Genomic DNA, 22,499 nt, shown 5'->3' on the forward strand with positions numbered 1-22,499 from the left:
GCAACTAGTTCAGACGACGGCCACCGTCCACGACGATGGTCACCCCAGTGCTGAATGTCAGATGAGTGGCGCAGGCCTCGATGGCCGCTGCAATATCGTCCGGCGTCCCGATGCGGCCTAGCGGCGTGGTGGCCGCAACCTTGTCGTTGAAATCATCGCCACGGCCGGGAACGAACGACGTGTCGACCACCCCCGGGGACACGTTCAGGACACGAATGCGAGGTGCAAGTGCACGGCCAAGCGATGCGGCCATCACGTCAAGCCCGGCCTTGGCCGCGCAGTAGGCGATGTTGCTGCCAACACCCGTCGTGCCGGAAATCGATGAAACGTTGACGACCAGGCCGTCCCCCGACGCATCGAGCAGTTCGCGGAAAGCACGGATGGCGGCAAATTGCCCGCGCCAGTTGACCTTCAGAATCTCATCGATCAATTCGTCGGTAAGCGCATTCAGGTCGGAATGCTTGACGGGCTGGGTGAAGCCCGCCGTGTTCACGAGGATATCCGCGCGGCCATACCGGTCACGCACCAGCCCGGCCAGCGCGTTCAGAGTCTCGCTCGCGGTAATGGACGCGAGCGCCGCGGTGTGGCCCTCGCCCGGCAGATCGTCGGCCACGCGCTGAGCTTTGGTCAGGTCATGCTGACCGACGACAACGACGCGGGCGCCAGCTTGCCCAAGACGGCGGGCCGCAGCAGCGCCGATACCTCCGGTTCCGCCCAAAATAACCGCGACCTTCCCTGAAAGTGTGTTGGACACGTGAGACCTCTTCTTTACTTGATGGGGGGCGTGGGATAGGTCGGCGTTCCTTCGGCAAGAACGAAGTCGTAGTCGAGCGTGTAGTACAGCCTGTCTACGTCTCGCTTCGGACCCGTGCCGGAATCGTGGCGCTGGAACGTGCCAACGAGACGGCGATTGACACCGAACACGACGTCGGAATTCAGGTGCTCCGAGTCGTCGGCGAACACCTGCGAGACCAGGGTCGCGTAGCCTTCCGCGATGATGACGAAATGCAGATGCGCTGGCCGGAACGGGTGACGATTCTGCCTTTCAAGCAGCACGCCTACCGGCCCGTCGGTGGGCACAGGGTAGCCGGCAGGGCGCACGCTCTTGCAGGTAAACCGCCCTTCGCTGTCGGTGTAGAAGTGACCGCGCAGGTTCTTGTCGGGCTGGCTCGAGTCCTGGTTTTCGTACAAACCGACTGGCGAGGCCTGCCAGACGTCGACCTTGGCGTTGGCAACGGGCTCGCCTTTGGTGTTGAGTACGCGTCCGTTCACGAAGAGCGGGGAGCCGGGTGAGTTCTCGCATGCGATGCATTCACCATTCGCATACTGCGGCGAGTCACCCCGGTAGAACGGTCCCAACAAGGCGCCCGGCGTGCGACCGCTTGCGTCCGAGTTGTTCAGCAAAGTAACCAGGGTTGAGAGACCCAGCACGTCGGCGAGCAGAACGACCTCATTGTGCTTGTCGTTGCAAGCCAAGCCGACCGCCCTCACGAAATCAAGACCCTTCTCGAATTCCTCGTCGGTCAGCTTCACCTGCTTAAGGAACGCGTGGCCGTGGTCCACTAGCGCGTCGAGCAGTTCCTTGAGCCGAGGATTGTCGGTCTGGCTCATTGCCGCCTTGACAACCGCGGTTATCGAAGCGGCGTCGTCGACGATGTTCTTCAGATGGTTCGAATTTTCCACAGGGCATCTCCATCAGTGCAATCGTTTGCATAGTAAATTGCAAAAATGCCGATGTCAAAGCTTAAAGATGCCATAGTTAACCCTGAGTACGCGTGTAGACAGGGTGATGTAGGAATTTGCGAACTACGCAACCGATTGCGATTGAATGGCTGCGGCTGCGCCGCAGCCAGTTAGCGTCCCGTCTTTAGTCGAACTCTCTCAGAAGCTCGTGCGCAAGCCAATCCGCGCAAGCGTCTGCGACCGGTTGCTCGCCGCGCCGTCCGGCTGCAACAAGCCGTTGATCCACGCTCGCGTCACTGCCGCATCGCCGCCCGCGCGTTGATAAATCGCTTCGACGTAACCAGTGGTGCGCTTCGAAAAGTTGTATTGCAGCGCCGTGGTGATCTGCTGCGCCTTGTTGTCCAGCAGCACGTCGTTGCCTTTCATATAGGCATAGTCGAGACCGAGGGTCCATGCCCCGGAGATCGTCCACGACGCGCCGCCCTTGTAGACATCGATCTTCGCGCCGCTCGCGGTATTTTTCGTGTTCGTGTACAGCAGCATGGCCAGCACACTGCCGAAGTTATAGTGCGCACCCACGCCGAAATTGCGGATACCGTCGTGACCGTTGCCCAGTTGCGGATACTTCACTTCGATGTACGCCGCCCCCACGCCCAGTGGACCGTTCGCATAGTTCGTGCCGAAACTCATCGTCGAGTCCGAGGAGAACGAGCCGGGCACGCCGCCGAATCCGTAGAGCGCGCCGAAAGTGAAGCCCGAGATATCCGGGCTGCGATACTTGACCGAGTTCGCCACGCGCGTTGCGCCGGCCATCCGGTCAAAGTCAAATGAGCCGGTCGGATTGTTCGGCACGCCCAACGCGGTAAACGGCCCCTGGCGAAAATCGTAGATCCCGCCGAACAGGAACGCACCGTCATACAGTCCGAGCGTCAACGTTTCGAACATGAAGTCATACTGATTGCCGAAGGTCAGCGAGCCGAAGCGGTCGTTGGTGAGTCCAACCAGGGCCGTGCGGTTGAAAAGCTGCCCTGCGCCGGGAATCGTCGCGCCGCTGCCCAGATCGAACTGCGACGTGAGTTCGAAGATCGCCTTATTGCCGCCGCCCAGGTCCTCGCTGCCTTTGAAGGTCAGCAGATCCGGCGACAGCACGCCGCTGTCGAACAGCGTCGCGGCGCCGCCATGCTGGTTGTTCACATAAGTGACGCCCGCATCGATCACGCCTTGCAGTGTCACACTGCTTTGCGCGCCTGCGAAACCCGGCACCATCAACGCGACCGTGCAGCCTGCTATCGAAAAGCGCTTCGACTTCGTCCTCTTCATGCCCGTCTCCTTCATTCGCTGTTGAATATATTTCGCTGCTCGATACGAATGGCAACGCGCGTGAGTGCCGCCCCCTGACACGGACCGTCAATGCACTGACCATCTTCGAAACGGAACATCGCGCTGTGATGTGCGCACATCAGCAATTCGGCGTCGTAGGCCCAGAACGTGTTCGGCTCGTAGTTCAGCGGAATCGAAAAGTGCGGGCAGACGTTGCGATAGGCCCAGGCGTCGTCACCCCGGCGCACCACGACGATGCCAGGGGCACCCGCTTGCTCAGCGGCAATTTCCAGCGCGCCGCCGTCCGGAATATCGTCGAGCGTGCACATAAAACCCGCTTGAGGTTCGGGACTCGCCGCATTCATGACGTGCCCTCCTCACGCGAGTCGCCGACTCATCACGAAGTCGCGCTGGACTTCGAAGAACGGGCTCGGCAAGTCCCATTCCTTCGCGGCCGCCACGCTGTCGTTCGGCACGTAGTCGATTACGAGCGACGGCTTCGCGCCGAATACCGCGTCGGAGTCGACATATGGGTCACCAGCGGAATACAACGCGGTGGTGAGCGTCTCGTAGCCGGGCGCCTCGATCAGGAAGTGAATATGAGCAGGCCGCATCGGATGACGTCCGGTCGCGAGCAACATCTGTCCGACCGGGCCATCGGTCGGAATCGGATAACTGGTCGGCTTGATGGTTCTGAATGCGTATTCGCCGTTCGGTCCAGAACGGAATTTGCCGCGCAGATTGCTCTCGGGCTGATCGGGGTCCTGGCCTTCGTACATGCCGTTATTGGCCGTTTCCCACACCTCGATCAATGCGCCGGGCACCGGTGCGCCACGCTCGTCGACGAGACGGCCGTGGATGAGCGTCGGCTCGCCTTCGGTGCGCGCGATGTTGGCACCGAAGGCCTCATCTCTCGCTCCCTCGCGATAGAACGGGCCGAGCAGGCTGCTCTCGGTCGTGTCGCCGGTGCGTTCGTGATTGATCGCGTCGACCATGATCGACAGGCCGAGCGTGTCCGACAGCAGAATGAACTCCTGGCGAATGCCGCTGCACTTGTTGCCGGTCGCAGTCAGGAATTCAATGCCGCGGCGCCACTCCTCGCCGGTCAGTTCAACTTCGCTGGCAAACGCATGCAGATGCTTCACCAGCGCGGTCATGATCTGCTTGAGTCGCGGATCGGTGCAGTCGGCAAACGTCCTGAGCACGTTCTGCGTCAAGGGATGAATGGTTTCGTCGTTCATTGTCGACCTCATGCGCGATGGGGAGCCGACGGTGTCTCGACAGAATCGGTCGATGCATCGTGCGGTGAAGCTTGTTGTGAATCTTGCTGTGAAGCGCCGGCGTCGACGAACACGACGCGGCGTCCCACGGGGAACAATTGCAGTCCGTAGCGGCGCGATACCAAGCCCCACAGCCCTTGCGGAAAGAACATCGTCACGACGATCGCCAGCGCACCGAGTCCGATCAGATACCAGGTGCCGAAGTCGGAGAGGAACTGGTTCAGCACGAAGAAAATCAGCGCGCCGACAATCGGCCCTTCGAGCGTGCCCAGGCCGCCGATCATCACGATAAAAATACCGAACGCGGTCCAGTTCACCGAGAACGCCGCGTCCGGTGAGATACGCAGGTTGCCGACGAAATACAGACCACCGGCCAACGCCGTACCGCACGCGGATACCAGATAGACGAGCAACCTTGCACGCTTCACGTCGACACCCTGACTGCTGGCCGCCACGGCGTTGTCGCGCATCGCGGTCAATGCGAGACCGGCTTTGGAGCGCAGGAACAGATACAGCAGACCGATCGCCGCCGCGACGATAACGAGCGCGAGCCATAGCGTCAGCGATTCACGCAGCGCACGCGGCACGTCCTGCAGCGCGGTGAGGCTGGTGCCCGAACCACCGCCCAGCACCGATACGTTCGCCACCGTCAGCCGGAACACTTCGGCGATCACCCACGTGCCGATTGCGAAGTAACCGCCTTCCAGCCGGAACGCCACCATCGATGCCGGAATTGCGATGACCGTTGCGATTGCCGCCGCGATCGGCACAGCAACGAACGGCGAGATCCCGCAGTAGTTGGCGAGAATCAGCATCCCATAGCCGCCGATGCCGAAGAACGCCTGCTGCCCGATCGACACCATCCCGCCATAGCCCGCCAGCAGATTCCACATCAGCGCGAACACCAGATACGACGCGAGCTGCACGAAGTCGCGCATCGCATCGCGCCCTGCCCACCATGGCGCGCTCGCCACCGCCAGCGCGACGATCAGCAGCACGATCATCGCCACGCGGCTCGCACGGGTCGCGCGCCGCACTTCGAAGCCCCCTGCGGGCCGGTTCATATGCATCGTCATGTCGAGCCTCTATGCGGTTTTGGGCAGCAAGCCCTGCGGCCGGGCCACCAGCACGCCGAGAAACACCACGTGGCCAAGCCAGATACCCCAGCCGGGATCGAAGTAAAAGCCCACCTGCTGCGCAATACCGAGCGCCATGCCGCCGACGAAGGTGCCCCAGAACGAGCCCATCCCGCCGATGATCACTGCTTCGAACGCGTACAGCAGCAACGCCGGGCCATCGGTCGGCGACACCGCGGTGCGCATCGAATACAGCGCGGCAGCGACCGCGATCAACACGAACGCGATGCCCATCGCCAGCGCATAGGTGCGGCGATAGGAGACGCCCATCAGTTGCACGATCTCGCGATCATCAGAGGTGGCGCGAAACGCGCGGCCAAGCGGCGTGCGGCCAAACAGCCACTGCATGGCGAAAGCCAAAGCGGTGGTGACGACCAAAGTGACGAGCGGCAGATAGCCCAGCGTGATGCCGCCCGCGAGCGTGAGGCTCTTCGACTCGAAGCTGCCCGTTGCGATCGAACGCGGATCGGCGGAGAACACCTGTTGCAATACGTTCTGAATCACGATCGACAATCCGAACGTGACAATCAGCGAAGGCAGCGGATCGCGGCTGCTCACCCGGTTGAGGATCGTGTACTGCACCGCGTAACCCGCGCCAAACGCAATCACGAGCAGCAGAACCAGCGACACGGCGAGCGGCAGATGCGCGTAGTTCGTCAGCGCGAAGAGCACGAACACCAGCAACACGATGAAATCGCCGTGCGCAGTGTTGGTGAGCCGCATCACGCCGAACACCAGCGATTGACCCATCGCGAAGAGCCCATACAGCGCGCCCAGCAGCACACCCTGCACGACGATATTGATGAACGTGTTCATACGACCGCTCCAAAATATGCCTGCGTGATCGCCTCGTCCGACACCTCGGCCGATACACCCGCCAGCGACACACGCCCTTCCTGGAAGCAATAGAAACGCGACGACACGCGGCGCGCCAGTTGCACGTCCTGTTCGACGACGATCGCACTCATGCCGCCGGCGACGATCTCGGGCAACGCCGCATAGATCTCGCGCACGATCACCGGCGCGAGGCCGAGCGAAAGTTCGTCGCACATCAGCAGATCGGGATTGCTCATCAGCGCACGGCCGATTGCGACCATCTGCTGCTGACCACCCGACAAGGCAGTGCCCGCATGGTGACGACGCTCCCGCAATGCCGGAAACAGCGAGTAGACGCTTTGCAGGTTCCAGCGGCCGGGCCGTTTGGAAAATGCACCGAGCAGCAGGTTTTCCTCGACGCTCAGGCTCGCAAACAGACGCCGTCCTTCCGGCACCAGCGCGATACCCTTGCCGACGATGCTCGCCGCGGCCGCGCCGCCGACCGGCTCGCCGCGATACAGGATCTGCCCGGCGGAACGGGGACGCAGCAGGCCCGCCACCGATTTCAAAAAGGTCGACTTGCCCGCGCCGTTCGAGCCGATCAGCGCAATCACCTCGCCTTGCGCCACCGTTACATCGATGCCGAACAGCGCCTGGAAGTCGCCGTAAAACGCGCTCAGCGCGCGAGTCTCCAGTAATGCCGACATGGTCATGCCTCCAGTCCGAGGTACACGCGCCGCACTTCGGGGTCGTCCATCACGGCGCCGGGCAGGCCTTCGGCGAGCCGTTTGCCGAAGTTGATGACGAGCAGCCGGTCGGCCACCGCGAGCAATGCATGCACGACGTGTTCGATCCACACGATCGTCACGCCCGCCTCTTTCACGCGGCGAATCTCGTCAACGAGTTCGTGCGTTTCGGGTTCGGTCAGGCCGCCTGCTATTTCATCCAGCAACAGCAGTTGCGGTTGCGTAGCCAAAGCGCGGGCCAGTTCGAGGCGCTTGCGGTCCAACAGGCCCAGCGTGCCGGCCAACTGGTTGGCACGCGCTTTGAGACCCGTGCGTTCGAGTACATCCATGCAGACGTCGTAGGCAGCATGCTCGGCCAGTTCGCCGCCGAAGGTTGCGCCGACCAGCAGGTTTTCGAATACCGTCATGCCGCCGAACGGCCGCGGCACCTGATACGAGCGGCCGATCCCCGCCGCGCACCGGCGATGCGGCGGCAAGTGGTTCACATCCGCGCCGTCGAATTCGACGCTGCCCTGATCGGGCCGGACGTCGCCGCTAACGAGGTTGAATAGCGTGGTCTTGCCGGCGCCGTTCGGGCCGAGAATGCCGTACGTCTCGCCGCGTTCGACAGCGAAACTTATGTCATCGGTCACCTGCAGCGCGCCATAACGCTTCGACACACCGGTTAATCTGAGAACTGGGTTCATCGCCGCTCTCCGCAATGCGTTCACGCGATCAGCTTGAGCGGGCCGGATAGCGGCACGTTCGGCGCGAGCTGGTTGTTGACGATGGCGAGATCGAAACGATGCTTCTGCCCCTTCACCCATTGGCCACCTACCAACGGCGTTTTCGCGACGTTCTTCACCGGCCCACTGCCCCACGCGACATGACCGACCAGCGTATCGAGCTTCGTCGCTGCCACTGCGTCGCGGATCGCTTCATTCGAGTCGACATCTTTCGCGCGCTTTAACGAATCGACGGCGATTTCGAACAGCGCATGCGCGAAGCCGATCGGTTGCGTCCATTGCTTCGACGTGATGCGCTCGTAGTCGTCCGCGACTTGCCGCGCGCTTTGCCCCGTCAACGACGACTTGAACGGATGCGAAGGCGACCACCACACTTCGGTGGAGAGTCCGTCACCGAGATCGCCGAGCGCTTCGATCGAAGTGGGAAACAGCAGTGCCTTACCGATCGAAATGACCTTCGGCTTCAGGCCTTGCTGACGCGCCTGCACGAGAAAGTTCTTCGCGTCGGGCGGAATCACGACGCCGGTGACGATCTGCGCATTCGCCTGCTTGAACGACGAAATCTGTGCGGAGAAGTCCTGCGTCATGCTCTGGAAGCGGCCCGGGTCCTTCAGCGTGAAGCCCTTCTGCGCGAGCACGGGCGGGAAGCCAAGCTTCGCGTCACCCCAGGCGTTGCCATCGCCGTCGTTCGGAAACAGGCCGCCGACGCTGTGATTGGTCTGCACCGACTGCCACATGCCGGTGAAGACCGAGATCACGTCCTCGAGTCCCCAGAAGAAGTGATAGGTGAAGCGGAAGCCTTTCTTCGGATCGCCCTTTCTGCCGAAGAACCACGGCTGCCATGGCACCACCGTCGACACGCAAGGCATTTCGTTCAGCTCGCACGCATCGCTGACCGGATTAGCGGTCTCGGGCGTACCGGAGACGAGCATGATGTCGACCTTGTCCTTCAGGATCAGATCGTTGGCGACTTCGCCGGCGCGATTCGGATTCGACTGGCTGTCCTTGACGACGATCGATACCGGATAGGTTTTGCCGCCGATCACGATGCCGCTTTTCAGCGCCGTCTGCATCTGCTGGATCGTGAAGCGGTCGGCTTCACCGAACGGCGCGAGCGGGCCGGTTTGTGGCGATACGTAGCCGATTTTCAGCGTGCGCGGGCCGCCAGCGAAGACGAGCGGCGAGAACGCCGACGTTGACGCGGCGAGCGCGCCGCCTGCGGCGAGTGTGACGAAGCGGCGGCGCTTCGCATCGAAGGAATGTGCGTCCATGGTTGTCTCCTGAATTCTTTTGTATGAGTGGGGGGCGTTCGTGCTAATCCGGCCGTCTGCCTTCGAACGCAGCTTCCAGCAGCGCGCGTAGCGGCGTTCGTTCAACCGGCCGCGGATTCCAGTACGGATTCTTCAGCGCGAGATCGAGCGCGACGTCGAGATCGGTTGCACTTAAACCGATGTCTTTCAGCGCGGTAGGCGCGCCGTTATCGCGTGCGAGGTCGAATACGCCTTGCGCGGCGTCGTCGGCGTGCAGCGCGTGTGCGATACGCTTCATCGCCCCCGGTGCGGCCTCGCGGTTATAGGCGAGCACGTGCGGCAGCACGATCGTGTGCGTTTCCGCGTGCGGCAGATTGAACGTGCCGCCGAGCGTATGGCATAGCTTGTGATGCAGCGCCATGCCGACGCTGCCGAGCACCGCGCCGCACAGCCATGCACCGTAGAGGCAATCACCACGTGCAGCGAGATCGTCCGGTTTCAGCATCACCCGGGGCAGACCTTGGCCGAGCGCACGGATCCCCTCTTCCGCCATCAGCTCGATGATCGGATTCGTGTCCTGCGCGTAGAGCCCTTCGGCCGCGTGAGCGATTGCGTTGATACCGCTTGTCAGCGATAACGCGGGCGGCAGCGACGTGGTCAACGACGGGTCGTAGATCACGGTCTTCGGCAACACTCGCAGATCGCGACCGGTCTTTTTGACACCGGCTTCGGTGAGGCCGTAAATCGGCGTCATTTCGGAGCCTGCATAGGTGGTCGGAATCGCGATGATCGGCAGTGAGGTTTCGAGCGCGATCGCCTTGCCGAGTCCGGTCGTCGACCCGCCGCCTATCGCGATCGTGCAATCGGCGCCGACCTGCATGGCAAAGTCACGGGCCGCGCGAGCGGTTTCGATCGGTACGTGCATCACGGCTTCGGCGTAGACGCCCGCCGCCCGCGAGCCAAGACTTGCCGCCAGCGCTTCGGCCTGGGCACGCTGCTGCGGCGTGGACAGCACGATCGCGCGCGTGGCGCCGAGCAAGCCGATCTCGCGATCGAGCTGGTCGAGACTGCCCGCACCGAAGATCACGCGTGAGGCCAGCCCGTTATAGACGAACGATTCCATGGCGGTTCAGCGCGGGTAGTAAGGCGGAATCTGCGCATCCACGTTGACCCAGACCGACTTGGGCTGCGTGTACTCGCGCATCGCTTCGAAACCCATTTCGCGTCCATAGCCGCTCGCGCCGACACCGCCGAACGGTGACGCGGGGCTCACACGCTTGTAGCAATTGATCCACACCATACCGGCGCGAATCTCGCGGGCCACCAGGTGCGCGCGTTGCAGGTCGCGAGTCCAGAGACCCGCGCCGAGACCGTATTCGGTGCCGTTCGCGATTGCGAGTGCTTCTTCGTCCGTGCGGAATGTCGTGACCGTCATGAACGGACCGAACACTTCTTCCTGCGAGACCCGATGCTCCGGCTTCGCTTCGACGATGGTCGGCTCGACATAGCAGCCATTCGCGAGCGCGGCATCGTCCGGCGCCTTGCCGCCCGCCAGCACGCGGCCACCCTGTTCCCGTGCGACGTCGACGAACGACAGCACGCGGTCGCGATGCTGACGCGAGGTCAGCGGGCCCATTTCGGTCAGTGGATCGAGCGGATTGCCGATCCGGATCGTGCGGCTCAATGCGGCGAACTTCTCCAGCACTTCGTCAGCGATCGATTCATGCACGATCATCCGCGAGCCGGCGATGCACGCCTGCCCCTGATTGTGGAAGATCGCGAACGCGGAGCCTTGCACGACGGCATCGATATTCGCGTCGCCGAACACGATGTTCGCGCCTTTGCCGCCGAGTTCGAGCTGCACCTTCTTCAGATTGCCGCTCGACGCCTGCACGATCTTGCGCCCGATCGCAGTCGAGCCGGTGAAGGCGACCTTGCTGATCTCCGGATGCTCGGCAATGTACTGGCCGGCTACATGACCCAAGCCCGGCAAGATATTGACGACACCCTCCGGAAATCCAACCTCCGCCATCAGTTCTGCAATGGCGAGACTCGACAGCGGCGTGAGTTCAGCGGGCTTCATGATCACGCAGTTACCCGCGGCAAGCGCCGGCGCCATCTTCCAGCTCGTGAACATCAGCGGGAAATTCCACGGCACCACTTGCCCGACGATGCCGACCGGCTCGCGCGTCATATAGTTCAGAAAGCCCTGCTCGACCGGAATCACCGAGCCTTCGAACTTGTCGGCCATGCCGCCGAAATAGCGGAATGTAGCCGCCGTGCGCGGCACATCGAGATTGCGCGTGTCGCGAATCGGGTGGCCGGTATCGAGCGATTCGAGGCGCGCCAGCGCGTCGGCATTCGCTTCAATCGCGTCGGCGAGTTTGAGTAGCAAACGCCCCCGCTCCATCGCGGCGAGATTGCTCCACTTCGGAAACGCCGCCTTCGCCGCCGCCACGGCGCGATCGACATCGGCGGGTCCGGCCATCGCGACTTCGGCAATCACCGAGTTGTCGTGCGGATTAAGGGAGGCGAGCGTTTCGCCGTTTGCAGCCGGCACGAAGCGGCCGCCGATGAAGAGTTGCGTTTGCATGTCAATCCCGCACAAGTAAAACTTTGGACGTGACATTCCCCGCGGCGCCAGCGGTCTGGCGCCGTTCGATCGGCGATCGGAGGGAATATCTGAGAGTTAGATCTGGATCGGATACGGCGGCAGTTCACCGCTTTCGTAACGCTTCGGCAGATCGGGCGTGGCGTTCTCCCACACCAGCAGCATCGAGCGTTTCTGCGAGTAGCCCTTGTGGCGGATGTCGGCCGGCATCGCAGCGATATCGCCCGCGTTCATCGTGATGCGCGCACGCGGCTCGCCGCTGTCTTTATCGGCGACGTCCCAGATGATCTGGTCGGACAGTTGAAGGAACCACTCGACGCGGTCGTTGCCATGAAACACCGGCAGCACGAATTCCTCGGTGGTCGGACAGAACAGGCTCTGCTGGCAGACCGACGTGACCGACGGATTCCACGTCACGTCCGAGCGCGACAGGTACTTGAAGAGGCTGAACGCATGCAACGCGCTCTCGAATCCTGGCTCCGCATGAATCTCAGGTTCGTCCTGGACCACATCGGCGAACTGGCGATTGACCGGCAAATCGTCGCGCAACGGCGAATCGCCTTCGAGACCCGGCATGCGCTTCGTTGCGATCCGCGTGCGCTCAATCGCGGCGATGTTGTCGCCATGTTTCGTGCCGAACGCGGAGCCGGTTTCTTCGGGCGCGGCGAACGGATCGAAGCCTTCGTTGACCCAGTCCCGCAGAATCGCCTTGAAGGTCGCCATGATCAGCGGCGTATCGAACTGCTGCGTGTGATCGATACCCGCTTCCTTGAAGCTCGCGTTGTACGCACCGGCGTACATGTCGACCTTGCCGTAGTGGTTGCGCGTGCCGATCACTTCGTCGAAATTGACCCAGCCGTAGAAGAAGCCCCAGGCCACGTCGCGCATCATCGCGCGCAGGAAGTCGTCGGCATGCATCTGGTGCGAGCGGGTCTCGCCTTTGGCCGGCCATTTGACGGTGGCGAAATAAGCGTCGCGGCTGAATTCGAAATCACCGAGGCGGAACGTGCGATAACCGGACACCGCGTCGGCCTCGCTCGCGGTGACGTTTTGCAGGGTGCTTTTGTCCATGATGGGCTCCAGGAGAAGATCGATCGTGTAGAGGGAATCAGTGGATGCAGATGTCGGCCCACTTCTCGACCGAATAGCGCCCGAGGATCGTCTGCACGAGCAGCACGCCCTTCGTCCTCGCTTCGAAGCGATACGCGGCGCCCGCAGGCAGCAGCGCCTGATGGCCGCGACGCAGCCGCACATAACCCATCGACTGGCCCGACGGTTGGCCTTCGAGCCGCACGCTGCCTTCGGTCTGCGCGTCGACCAGCGGTCCGTCCGACGGCTTGATGAAATAGATATCGATCTCGCCGTCGAGCACGACCGCGAATTCATCGTGCGACGCAGCAAACCACGGCGACGCGCCTTCCGCGCGCAGTGTCTCGATCACGTACTTGAGATTCTTGCCGACGACGACTTTCTCGTAGGGCGCGGCGCGGCTCGCGACCTCGAACACGTTCGACATCGCGTAGTGCTCCGGTTTGCCGTTGATGATTTCGATGGAGCCTTTGCGGAAATTGTCCAGGCTACCGAACCAGGTCTGTTGCATGTCTGCCTCCAGTTGATCTAAGAATCCGCGAATGCGTTGCATGGATCGAAGATTAAGTGGCGGCAGGCGCAACAGCAATGTTCTGAGGGTCGGGAAACGCGAACCATGGGTGCTTCAAAATCGCGCCAGGGAAACTACCTGGTGGAGAACCCGGGCGGTTCTCCGCTGGTTCGCCGGTGGTTCTCAGTCTTCGGCCAGCTCCTCGCCGACGCTCTTGGTCTCGTCGTCCGGCGGTGAAATGCCGAGCGCCTTGTCCCACTGCGGTTCGCGCAGATAGCGGGCGCGCAGGAAGTCGACGAAAGCCTTGACCTTGGTGGTCGAGCGGTGCGAGGCGGGATAGACCGCCGACAGCCACAACGGCGGCGCCGCGTACTCCGGCAGCACCCGTTCGAGGCGCCGTTCGAGCAGATCGGCCGCAGCGACCATCGTCGGCAGATAGACGACGCCCGCACCGGCCCGCGCGAACTCGAGCAGCAGGTGCACGCTATTGGTTTTGAGCACCGGATTCAGCGCGATTTCGAAGCACTCGTTGCCTCGCATCAGCGGCCACTTGTCGCCCCATGGGTAGTACGAATAGCGGGCGAAATCGTGCCGCAGCAGGTCGAGCGGCGTTTCGATCACCGGCTCTTCCTTCAGATAACCCGGCGCCGCACACAGCACGCCACGCACGGGAAACAATCGCCGCTCCACCAGCAGGTTGGAGGCCGGCGGATAGATCTGCAAAGCCAGGTCGAAGCCTTCCTGCACCGGATCGATCACCCGGTCGTTGACGGTCACGACGAACTCGACGCGTGGGTAAGCGGCGCGGAATTCGATCAGTGTTTGCGAAAAATGGCCAAGCGCGAAGCCCGGCAGAACGTGGATATTGAGCGTGCCGGCAAGCGCCTGCGGATCGCCGCGCGAGCGTCCGGACAGATCGTGGACCTTGTTGACCAGTTCGGCACATTCGCGGTAGTAAGTCTCGCCGAGTTCCGACAGGCGCACCGCGCGCGTCGAACGATGAAAGAGCGGCACGCCGAAATGGTCTTCAAGCTGCTTGACGCGCGAGGTCACCACCGATTTGGCGACACCCAGCTGGCGCGCGGCACCGGCGAAGCTTTGCGCTTCCGCCGCCCGCACGAACGCTTCCATCGACATGAACAGGTCCATCTTGTCTCCTCCGGTCACCGTGGCCCGTAGTCTGCCTTGCTATCGGCAAGTGTAGTCTGCTTCGGGAGACTGGACGCAGAAACGGCATTAAACACCGGTGCGAGCCCCATGCTGTCGAGTAACCTGCTGAATTCACCGAGCCGTTTGTGCAGGTACGCCGGCACATCGACATCCGCGTAATCGTAGAAGCCACGCGCATCGCGCAGGCCATCGCGGCCTTCACGCATGTTGTCGCTGACGATCGCGGCGGGCAGGAAGCGTGGATCGATCGCCCTCGCCAGATAGTGCGACGCATAGTAGAGAATGTCGCAGCCGCCCCAGTCGATAAATTCGAGCAGACCCAGCACGGAAAACCGCAGACCGAAGCCGGTACGGATAGCCGTATCGATGTCTTCCGCGCTGGCAACGCCCTCCTCGACCATGCGCGCGGCCTCGTTCATCGCCAGCGCCTGGATGCGCGGCACGATGTATCCCGCCGACGGCGCGCACACCACCGGCACTTTGCCGACCCGGCGCAACAAAGCGACAACGCATTCAACGGTCTCTTTCGCTGTGGCATCGCTACGACTGATCTCGACGAGCGGCATCAGATGAGCCGGGTTGAGCCAGTGCGCGTTGAGAAGCCGCCGGGGATGCACGACCACTTGCTGAAGCTCGGTCACAAGAAACGTCGACGTAGTCGATGCAAACAGCACCTCTGCTCCGGCGTGTTCACATAACCAGGCGAACGCGGTCTGCTTGGCCTCCATCACTTCGGGCACGGCCTCGAAGACGATCTCGCCTTCTGCTAGCCCTTCCCGCGCGCGCTCACGATCCACGATGACGATGCGCGCCATCGTCTCCGCTGCCTGCGCCTCGCTGATGCGGCCCAACACCACCAGCGTCTGCAACTGCCGCACGATCTCGCCACGCGCGCCAGCCGCAAAAGCGCTACGGGCTGCCGGGTCGCGCGCCTTGAAGTCGATCAGCGTCACGCGCAAGCCCGCATAAGCGAAGGCAAGCGCGATGCCTTGCCCCATCCGCCCCGCACCGAGGATATGAACGTGCTGGATCTCGATGGCCGCGCTCATTGGTCGAAACCCCGTTCGAGCAAGGCCGTCATCGCCGCGCGCGAAAGCGACGCGAGGCCCAGCCGCTCGAGCGTGCGGCCTTCGCCGTACAGGTCGCGCTCCGACACTGCGCTCGCCAGATTCAGCAGACCTTCGGCGACGGGCGTCGGCATTCCGGCCCAACGTGCCGCCGAAACCAGAAACGACAAACCGAGCCGCGTATCTTCGAGCATATAGCGGTGCGTCTTCAGATCGATGTCCTCGCGCCAGTCGCCGCTATCCGTCAGCTTGCCGTGCGCGCCGCGGCCGTACATCCACTCGTCGCCCTCGCTCGCGTAGTGGTCGGCGAGCGGAAAATGCGGCGCGCCGTAGCCGAGCGCCTCGCGTACCGCCATACGCTCGCCGTCGAGCACATTCGTTACGCGGCGGATCGACGGTTGCGTGCCTTCGTTGTGGATGTCCCAGGCATCGAAGTGCTCGAGCGGGCCGGCGTTCATCATGATCAACGGCGGGTGGATCACCGGTCCCGCGTTCATCAGGGCGCCGCTCAACGCATCCTCGATCGGCTCGACCGATGGATAGGCCGCCTGCAGCACCGGAACCGCCCACGTCGCAAACCGTGCGGGAAAGACGCCGCTCGGCAGGCGCGTGGCGTACGCGCTCACCACCACATTGTCTTCGCCATGTTTTCGCGCGAGGTACGGCAACGTGCCGGTCTCCGCGAATGCCACCTCGTTCGCGTTGCCCGCCTCGTGCATCGCCTTCGCGAACACATAGCTGCCGAACGTGCCGGGCGGCAGGAACACCACCTGATGGTCCGCGAGAAATGGAGCCAGTTGAGCCGCCAGCGCTTCGTGCGTCGTTGAAGGCAAGGGAATCACGATGAGCGCTGCGCCCTCCACCACTTCCGCCAGGTCGTCGACGAGACGGATCGCGCCCGGCTGCGCGCCGATCGGCACCCGCCGCTCGCCGCGAAAGTCCTTGACCTTGAGCGCGCCGAGTTCGCGCAGCCGCGCCGCGGCGACCGTATCGCGGCGCCACCACGTCACGTTGTGGCCTTTTTCCAGCATGTCGATCACGGCCCCATAGCAGCCATGGCCCCCGCCCAGTACGCTGACATTCATCACACTTCTCCTTGTTCGATGATCGTCAGACTACGGGGCCACCGGCACAAAGACGCTTCACAGCGCGCAAGCCGCATTCAAATCCGGCAACTCAATGAAAGCGCAGTCGCGCGCCTGATGAACAATCGCGTTATCCGGGTCGATCCGTTCTTGCGCGAAAAAAATGGCCATCGCATGATAAGCGCGCTGCCCGCCCGCTTCGAGGCCCATGAATGGAAATCGCGATTTCACGCAGAAACCGTAACCGTTTGATTGCATCGCACGCCCGCGAGGATATCGAGCGGGAGGTGTCACAGGTGCTGTGCCCGCACCGGATGGAAGTCGCACACCGTGGCCCGCTCAACGCCGAGCTATACGGCGTCGCACTCCATCAGGCGATGCTCCTTGAACTCCACTACGGCAGCGAAACCCACATCGATGCCGGCGACATCGGCAATCACTACCTGTTTCGCACCACACTCAGCGGCAAATGCGCGCTGGAATCGGGCGGCGAACGCGTTTCGCTGCGGGCCGGGAGCCTGAGCGTGTCATCGCCCGCACGCATGAGCCGCATCGTCACGGACCGTGAATGCCGCAACCTGCTATTGCGGATCGACCGGCAGGCGCTCGAGGTCAAACTTGCCGAAATGCTGAACGACAGCGTCAAACAACCGCTCGTGTTCGATCTCGCTTTCGACAATGCACACACGGGCACCACGGTTTTTTTGTCGACCCTGCGCCACCTGTGCAATCTGTGCGACCAGTTCGACGAGCCCGCGCAAGAACGGATCTTCGGCCGCGATCTCACGCAGTGGCTGATGACCGTTCTGCTCAGCCAGTTGCCGCATTCGTACAGCGCGACGCTGGCCCGTGCCTCCTCGGCGCCACTGCCGGTCCACGTGCGCCGCGCGCGCGACTATATCGACGCCCACCTCGACGAGCCGCTGCGGATGGACGCCCTGGCGCGCGCCGCCGGTGTTTCGACGCGCACGCTACAGAACGGTTTCAGCCAGTTCCTCAATACGTCGCCCGGGGGCTATATCCGCGAACGGCGGCTCGAGGCCGTGCACCGCGCACTACAGACGCAGCCTGAACGCTCGGTGACTGATATTTTTGTCGAGCACGGCGTGCACAGCTTTGGGCATTTCGCCAAGGCGTACGCGCGGCGTTTCGGCTGCCTGCCATCGGCCACCGCGAAGCGCATGGTGCGCAACTGACTCCCATGCAGACCGACCCCGCCAATTCCGCTGATCCCACCGATCCCACCGCTTCCGTTCCGCACGAACATGACCCGCTGGCCTTCACAGAGACCACCGGGGCCCCGCGCGTGCGGGACCTCGATCTGAACCTGCTGAAGGCATTTCACGCGGTGTACATCGAGAAAAACGTCGGCCGTGCGGCGTTGCGGCTGGGGATCACACAACCTTCCGTGAGTCACGCGCTTGCCCGCCTGCGGCTCGTGTTTCGCGACGCGCTGTTCGTGCGTACGCCCGGCGGTGTCGAAGCGACGCCGCGCGCGCAGCGCCTCGCGATTTCCATCGATCGCGTGCTGGACATCCTCCAGGACATGCTCGATGAGGGCGCGCAGTTCCGCGCGGCCACGTCGCGCCGCGTGTTCCGCCTGCATATGAGCGACTTCGCCGAAGCCGCGTTTCTGCCGACGCTGATGCGCGAACTCGATACGCGAGCGCCCGGCGTGGTGATCGAAACCCATCAGATCGACGACAGCCAGTTCAACGTCGCACTCGAATCGGGCCGCATCGACTTTGCGCTCGGGCATTTTCCGCATGCGTCGAGCCACTTTCACCATAGCGAACTGCTGCAGGAGCGTTATGTGCTGCTGATGGCGCGGCGCGTGGCGGAGCAGTTCGAACTGCGGGAAGGCTATACGCTGAATGCAAACGTGCCCGCGGGACTGCACTTCATCGCGGTCACTTCGCACCCGCAATCGGTCGAACTGCTCGAACGCTATGGGCTCACCTCGCGCGTGCGGATTGCGGTGCCGAACTTCATGGTGGTGCCGGCCATCCTGAGCCGCTGCGATTACGCGCTGATTCTGCCGCGCACCGTTGCGCGCGCGTTCTCCACGCTCGGCGAATCGGCCGTGTTCGAACTCGAAGATGCGCTCACATGGCCCGTGAACGCGTACTGGCATCGCCGTTTCGATGCCGATCCCGGCCACCGATGGCTGCGCGGTGTGCTCATGGAACTGTTCCGGATCGGCGCCCGTGAGCCTTTCGACAGTTGGCTCAGCGCGCCCCTCGATCTCAATCCGAAAGGCGTACGTAGCGCCTGAACGCGTCAAAAGGGACGCGCCGGTTCATCAGCGCGTCCGCTTGATCGGCCGCCTAGAAGGCCGTCATGATGCCGGCCACCACCGAGCTTGCGGTCGCACCAGCCTTCGCCACCGACACCCCGCCACCCGCCGCGCCGTTGACCGTGAAGTTCGCGTGCGCGCCGTTGCGGATCATCGCTGCGCCCGTATAGAGCACGGTGCGCTTCGAAAGCGGATAGTCGCAGCGCACGCCGAACGAATCTGCATTGCCTTCGCTGTCGGCCACTTTGCGGTAATGGCCGTAGCTCAGCAATACCAGCGAACGGCCAACCGGCACGGTGGCGTCGAGCTCGAACAGATCGTTGTGCGGATTCGAACTGGCGGCGTTCACGCTCGTCGCGACGTCCGGCCCGCCGCGATGACGTAGATAGATGAAAGCCGGTTTGACGAAGCCGAAATCGTACGAGATTGCCCCAAGGGCGTAATTGCCGGCAGCCGTCCGACTGTTCACGTTCAGTGCCGCCGCGCTCGCCGGACTGAAGGTCTGCTGCATGTAGTCGGCGTCGACCGACAGACTGCCGTTCACGTAGTTAACCGACGCACCATACGTGTCACCCAGCGTCGAAGGAACGTTCGATGCGCCATTCGCTCCGCGCGCGGCGATAGCCCGCACCAGCACGCCACCCATACGGGGCGAGGAATAGCGTATCGAGTTGTTCACGCGCAAAAAGGCCGGCCCGACGAAGTTATTCGCCGCATTGCCCCATGCAAGACCGGCGCCGTCTCCCGGCAAGCTGTAGGTCACGAATGACGTATGCAGCACCGTGTAATTGACGCCGGCCTGCATCGCGCCAAACGGACCCGCCAGCCCGACCCACGCTTCGCGTCCGAACAGCGCGCCGTTGTTGCCGAGCGTGCCGTTGGCCGAGTTGAAGCCGTTTTCGAGCTTGAAGATCGCGCGATAACCGCCGCCGAGATCTTCACTGCCCTTCAAGCCGAATTGCGTCGCGGAGATATCGCCGCTTCCCATCCGCACCACGTGGTTGGGGCCGAAATTCGCGTATTCGATCGACGTGTCGATCCGTCCGTACAAAGTCACGCTCGATTGCGCAAGCGCGGGTGCCGCTGCGAGGCTCAGCAGCGACACGCACCACATCCGTTTGGTCATTCCTTTAGTCCCGGCGAAAGTCTGGTTCTAACTGCCGCGCGGATTTGCCGTCGCGACGCTCGTGTTCTCCGCCTTCCCCAAAGCCTTTCGTTTGATGGAGCGGAAAACGAGGCGAGTCTAGGAACACCAATTTCGAGCGTCGATGAATGCGCACATATAACACTTATAGACAGCGCGAATGAGGTGCGCCGCGCACCGCACAACGGCCTCTCGCGCCTTATGGGACAAGCCTTTCCGGCCGCCCCCTGGGGAAAACTTTAGTGACCCAGGGGAATCTCGCCGTGTGTGCGCAGGCCTTGCGTATATGTTTCAGAAATTTGTTTACATACGCTGCATCGCAACCTCATTGCAACCTCATCGCAACTTCGTCGAATATCAGGCACAGGAGAACCGGCATGGCCGTATCAACGAGCAATAACCCTGCACGCAGGCGCTATACGTACGAGTGGTACGTCGTCCTGATCTGCATGCTTGCGTATGTATTTTCCTTTGTCGACCGGCAGGTTCTCGCGCTGATGATCGAGCCGATCAAGAAGGATCTGCATCTGACCGACACGCAGTTCAGCCTGCTGCAAGGCTTCGCGTTTTCGCTCTTCTATGCGGTGATGGGCATGCCGCTCGCGTATCTCGCCGACCGCTTCGCCCGCCCTCGCATCATCGCGACAGGTATTGCGTTATGGAGCCTCGCCACCGCGGCCTGCGGCGTCAGCCAGAACTTCATCCACATGTTCCTTTCCCGCATGAGTGTCGGCGTGGGCGAAGCCGCGCTGTCGCCCGGAACGTATTCAATGTTGAGCGACTACTTCCCGAAGGAGAAACTGGGACGCGCGGTGGGCGTGTACTCGCTGGGTTCATTCATCGGCGGCGGGATGGCATTCCTGATCGGCGGATACGTGATCCATCTGCTCAAGCAGATGACGACGATCAGCGTGCCGCTTCTCGGCGACGTGCGTTCGTGGCAACTCACGTTCTTTATCGTCGGATTGCCGGGCTTTCTCGTTGCTTTGCTGTTTATCCTCACCGTGCGCGATCCGGCGCGTCGAGGACTCGTGCGGGATGGCGCCGGCCAGGCAAAGCGCGTGTCGATGGGCGACTCGCTGCGCTTCATCGGGACGCATGGCAAGACGTTCACCTGCCACTACCTCGGCTTCTCGTTCTATGCGATGACGCTGTTCTGCCTGATGAGCTGGACACCCGCGTTCTATATCCGCCACTTCGGACTCACGCCGGCTGAAGCCGGTTACACGCTCGGCACGATCCTGCTGGTCGCGAACACCATCGGCGTGTTCTGCGGCGGATGGCTCAACGACTGGCTCATGAAGAAAGGCCGCACGGACGGCCCGATGCTCGCGGGGTTCATCGGCGCGGTTGGGATGCTCGTGCCGGCAGTTGCTTTCACACAGGTCGATAGCCTGAACGTGTCGCTTGCGCTGCTGGTCGTTGCGATGTTCTTCGCGTCGTTCCCGATGCCCACTTCAACCGCCGCAATGCAGACGCTCGCGCCGAACCAGATGCGTGCGCAGATTTCAGCGGTGTTTCTGCTGGTCTCCAATCTCATCGCACTTGGGATCGGTACGACACTCGTCGCGTTGCTGACCGACAAGGTGTTCGGTTCGCCGAAAGCGGTGGGTGACTCGATGTCGATCGTTAATCTTGTTGCCACGTTGCTGGCTGCGGGGTTGTTGTGGTTGGGGTGCAAGCAGTTCCGACTCAGCCTTGCGCGTGAGACGGGTTCAACGGTGGCCGGGGCACATCACGACGCCGCAGACGCCGCGCATGCCGGCGGCGTTGCGCCGCTCGTGGGACAGTAAGCCTTTTCTTGCTTCGTTCTTAACCCGTATCTTTGCACTATCCGCTGAAGGAAGAACCGCCCGCTTTCGGGCGGTTGAGCATTGGACGGCAGTCAGCGAACCGAATTCGTCCGCCTTCTCGGTGCTTAATGTTGCACGGGAGCTGGCTGTTCGTCCGCGTCTTCTTCTTCGTTTGTCGCGGATTTCGCTGACGTTTGTTTGGCCGGGCTGGGCTTCGTGGCTGCCGGTGTTTCCGTCGTCGCTATTTGTGATGCCTCTGCGAGAAGGCGCGCTGCACGGCTCGCGGTGATGCGACTCTGCGGGATGCCCTTCGCGTCGAGCGAGATCACCTGGTATAGCTCACGGTCGCACTCGAGCTCCCGATGATATTGCTCTGCTGTGTCGACAAGCAATTCAAGCATGGTCTGCTGGCGTCGTCTTTCGTCGCTCGTGATGGCAGGATTCCTACACATTGAGGACGCAAGTGTGATCAATGTGTTGAGTTGGCTCAATTGCCGGTTGCAGAGGGCGAAGGTGGAAAGCGCAAGCTTTTCGTACTGGAGCGCGTCGACTGGCGGGCGTGAAGCGGGTTGGGATTGTTTTGTAGGTTTGTTGCTCATGGTGCGACCTCCCTGGTACTTCCTGGATCGCCCGACACTCGCTTGAGGAAGTGGGTGAGCGGGCACGTGGCGGGTTTGGAAGACCGGTGTTCTAACGAGCCGGCGAGCCTTGGGGCTCCCCCACCACAGCCCGGCCATAGAAATACAGACGGGGATAGGAAGACGCACGCCCGCCTGG

23 protein-coding genes are annotated in these 22,499 nt (G+C 62.4%); 3 read left to right on the forward strand and 20 right to left on the reverse strand.

What is annotated here, in order from left to right:
- Nucleotides 1-4 precede the first annotated feature (4 nt).
- The 18 genes from FSO04_RS35080 to FSO04_RS35165 form a co-directional block, all read right to left on the reverse strand.
- On the reverse strand, nt 5-754 hold the full coding sequence (locus tag FSO04_RS35080) for an SDR family NAD(P)-dependent oxidoreductase (RefSeq protein ID WP_168435953.1): 750 nt from the start codon (nt 752-754) through the stop codon (nt 5-7).
- Nucleotides 755-768: 14 nt separating this feature from the next.
- Entirely contained in the window at nt 769-1,611 is an 843-nt protein-coding gene (locus FSO04_RS35085; protein ID WP_154566133.1) for a dioxygenase family protein, read from the reverse strand.
- Between the two features lie 270 nt (nt 1,612-1,881).
- Nucleotides 1,882-3,003, reverse strand: coding sequence for a porin (locus FSO04_RS35090; RefSeq protein ID WP_154566113.1), 1,122 nt, complete (start codon nt 3,001-3,003; stop codon nt 1,882-1,884).
- An 11-nt stretch (nt 3,004-3,014) separates the two neighbouring features.
- Nucleotides 3,015-3,368, reverse strand: coding sequence for a Rieske (2Fe-2S) protein (locus FSO04_RS35095; RefSeq protein ID WP_154566114.1), 354 nt, complete (start codon nt 3,366-3,368; stop codon nt 3,015-3,017).
- 12 nt (nt 3,369-3,380) lie between these two features.
- Nucleotides 3,381-4,244 (reverse strand): intradiol ring-cleavage dioxygenase, encoded by an 864-nt coding sequence (locus tag FSO04_RS35100; RefSeq protein ID WP_233465081.1) that lies wholly within the window; start codon nt 4,242-4,244, stop codon nt 3,381-3,383.
- An 8-nt stretch (nt 4,245-4,252) separates the two neighbouring features.
- Nucleotides 4,253-5,359: a branched-chain amino acid ABC transporter permease gene (locus tag FSO04_RS35105; RefSeq protein ID WP_154566116.1), complete on the reverse strand. Its 1,107-nt coding sequence runs from the start codon at nt 5,357-5,359 to the stop codon at nt 4,253-4,255.
- A gap of 9 nt (nt 5,360-5,368) precedes the next feature.
- On the reverse strand, nt 5,369-6,235 hold the full coding sequence (locus FSO04_RS35110) for a branched-chain amino acid ABC transporter permease (protein WP_054041271.1): 867 nt from the start codon (nt 6,233-6,235) through the stop codon (nt 5,369-5,371).
- Nucleotides 6,232-6,942 (reverse strand): ABC transporter ATP-binding protein, encoded by a 711-nt coding sequence (locus FSO04_RS35115; RefSeq protein WP_154566117.1) that lies wholly within the window; start codon nt 6,940-6,942, stop codon nt 6,232-6,234. Before FSO04_RS35115 ends, FSO04_RS35110 begins: the two co-directional genes overlap by 4 nt.
- Nucleotides 6,943-6,944: 2 nt before the next feature.
- Nucleotides 6,945-7,667: an ABC transporter ATP-binding protein gene (locus FSO04_RS35120; RefSeq protein ID WP_097396162.1), complete on the reverse strand. Its 723-nt coding sequence runs from the start codon at nt 7,665-7,667 to the stop codon at nt 6,945-6,947.
- Nucleotides 7,668-7,687: 20 nt separating this feature from the next.
- The gene (locus tag FSO04_RS35125) at nt 7,688-8,977 is read right to left on the reverse strand and encodes an ABC transporter substrate-binding protein (RefSeq protein WP_154566118.1); all 1,290 of its coding nucleotides are present in this window, start codon (nt 8,975-8,977) and stop codon (nt 7,688-7,690) included.
- 43 nt (nt 8,978-9,020) lie between these two features.
- Entirely contained in the window at nt 9,021-10,079 is a 1,059-nt protein-coding gene (locus FSO04_RS35130; RefSeq protein ID WP_154566119.1) for a maleylacetate reductase, read from the reverse strand.
- A 6-nt stretch (nt 10,080-10,085) separates the two neighbouring features.
- A complete protein-coding gene (locus tag FSO04_RS35135; protein WP_154566120.1) occupies nt 10,086-11,549 on the reverse strand; it encodes an aldehyde dehydrogenase family protein in 1,464 nt (487 codons plus the stop codon).
- Nucleotides 11,550-11,645: 96 nt separating this feature from the next.
- A complete protein-coding gene (locus FSO04_RS35140) occupies nt 11,646-12,638 on the reverse strand; it encodes a hydroxyquinol 1,2-dioxygenase (RefSeq protein ID WP_154566121.1) in 993 nt (330 codons plus the stop codon).
- Between the two features lie 37 nt (nt 12,639-12,675).
- Nucleotides 12,676-13,167 (reverse strand): cupin domain-containing protein, encoded by a 492-nt coding sequence (locus FSO04_RS35145; RefSeq protein ID WP_154566122.1) that lies wholly within the window; start codon nt 13,165-13,167, stop codon nt 12,676-12,678.
- 183 nt (nt 13,168-13,350) lie between these two features.
- Entirely contained in the window at nt 13,351-14,316 is a 966-nt protein-coding gene (locus FSO04_RS35150; RefSeq protein ID WP_093645125.1) for a LysR family transcriptional regulator, read from the reverse strand.
- A 14-nt stretch (nt 14,317-14,330) separates the two neighbouring features.
- Nucleotides 14,331-15,386: a 3-hydroxybutyryl-CoA dehydrogenase gene (locus FSO04_RS35155; RefSeq protein ID WP_154566123.1), complete on the reverse strand. Its 1,056-nt coding sequence runs from the start codon at nt 15,384-15,386 to the stop codon at nt 14,331-14,333.
- Nucleotides 15,383-16,489: an NAD/NADP-dependent octopine/nopaline dehydrogenase family protein gene (locus FSO04_RS35160; RefSeq protein WP_154566124.1), complete on the reverse strand. Its 1,107-nt coding sequence runs from the start codon at nt 16,487-16,489 to the stop codon at nt 15,383-15,385. The genes FSO04_RS35155 and FSO04_RS35160 overlap by 4 nt, the downstream gene beginning before the upstream one ends.
- Nucleotides 16,490-16,546: 57 nt before the next feature.
- Nucleotides 16,547-16,699, reverse strand: coding sequence for a hypothetical protein (locus tag FSO04_RS35165; RefSeq protein ID WP_154566125.1), 153 nt, complete (start codon nt 16,697-16,699; stop codon nt 16,547-16,549).
- A gap of 2 nt (nt 16,700-16,701) precedes the next feature.
- Here FSO04_RS35165 and FSO04_RS35170 point away from each other — a divergent pair, with 2 nt between their 5' ends.
- Both FSO04_RS35170 and FSO04_RS35175 read left to right on the forward strand, forming a co-directional pair.
- Nucleotides 16,702-17,685, forward strand: a complete 984-nt coding sequence (locus tag FSO04_RS35170) for an AraC family transcriptional regulator (protein ID WP_154566126.1) — start codon at nt 16,702-16,704, stop codon at nt 17,683-17,685.
- A gap of 5 nt (nt 17,686-17,690) precedes the next feature.
- Nucleotides 17,691-18,764, forward strand: a complete 1,074-nt coding sequence (locus FSO04_RS35175; protein ID WP_154566127.1) for a LysR family transcriptional regulator — start codon at nt 17,691-17,693, stop codon at nt 18,762-18,764.
- A gap of 52 nt (nt 18,765-18,816) precedes the next feature.
- Here FSO04_RS35175 and FSO04_RS35180 read toward each other — a convergent pair whose 3' ends face one another.
- On the reverse strand, nt 18,817-19,911 hold the full coding sequence (locus tag FSO04_RS35180) for a porin (RefSeq protein ID WP_154566128.1): 1,095 nt from the start codon (nt 19,909-19,911) through the stop codon (nt 18,817-18,819).
- 395 nt (nt 19,912-20,306) lie between these two features.
- Between FSO04_RS35180 and FSO04_RS35185 the strand changes: the two genes are divergently transcribed.
- Nucleotides 20,307-21,722 (forward strand): spinster family MFS transporter, encoded by a 1,416-nt coding sequence (locus tag FSO04_RS35185; protein WP_154566129.1) that lies wholly within the window; start codon nt 20,307-20,309, stop codon nt 21,720-21,722.
- Nucleotides 21,723-21,847: 125 nt separating this feature from the next.
- Here the strand turns inward: FSO04_RS35185 and FSO04_RS35190 are convergent, their stop codons facing one another.
- The gene (locus FSO04_RS35190) at nt 21,848-22,321 is read right to left on the reverse strand and encodes a hypothetical protein (protein WP_154566130.1); all 474 of its coding nucleotides are present in this window, start codon (nt 22,319-22,321) and stop codon (nt 21,848-21,850) included.
- Nucleotides 22,322-22,499: the final 178 nt, after the last annotated feature.

Origin of the sequence: Paraburkholderia madseniana, from assembly GCF_009690905.1 — a bacterium.
Classification (GTDB): Bacteria; Pseudomonadota; Gammaproteobacteria; order Burkholderiales; family Burkholderiaceae; genus Paraburkholderia; species Paraburkholderia madseniana.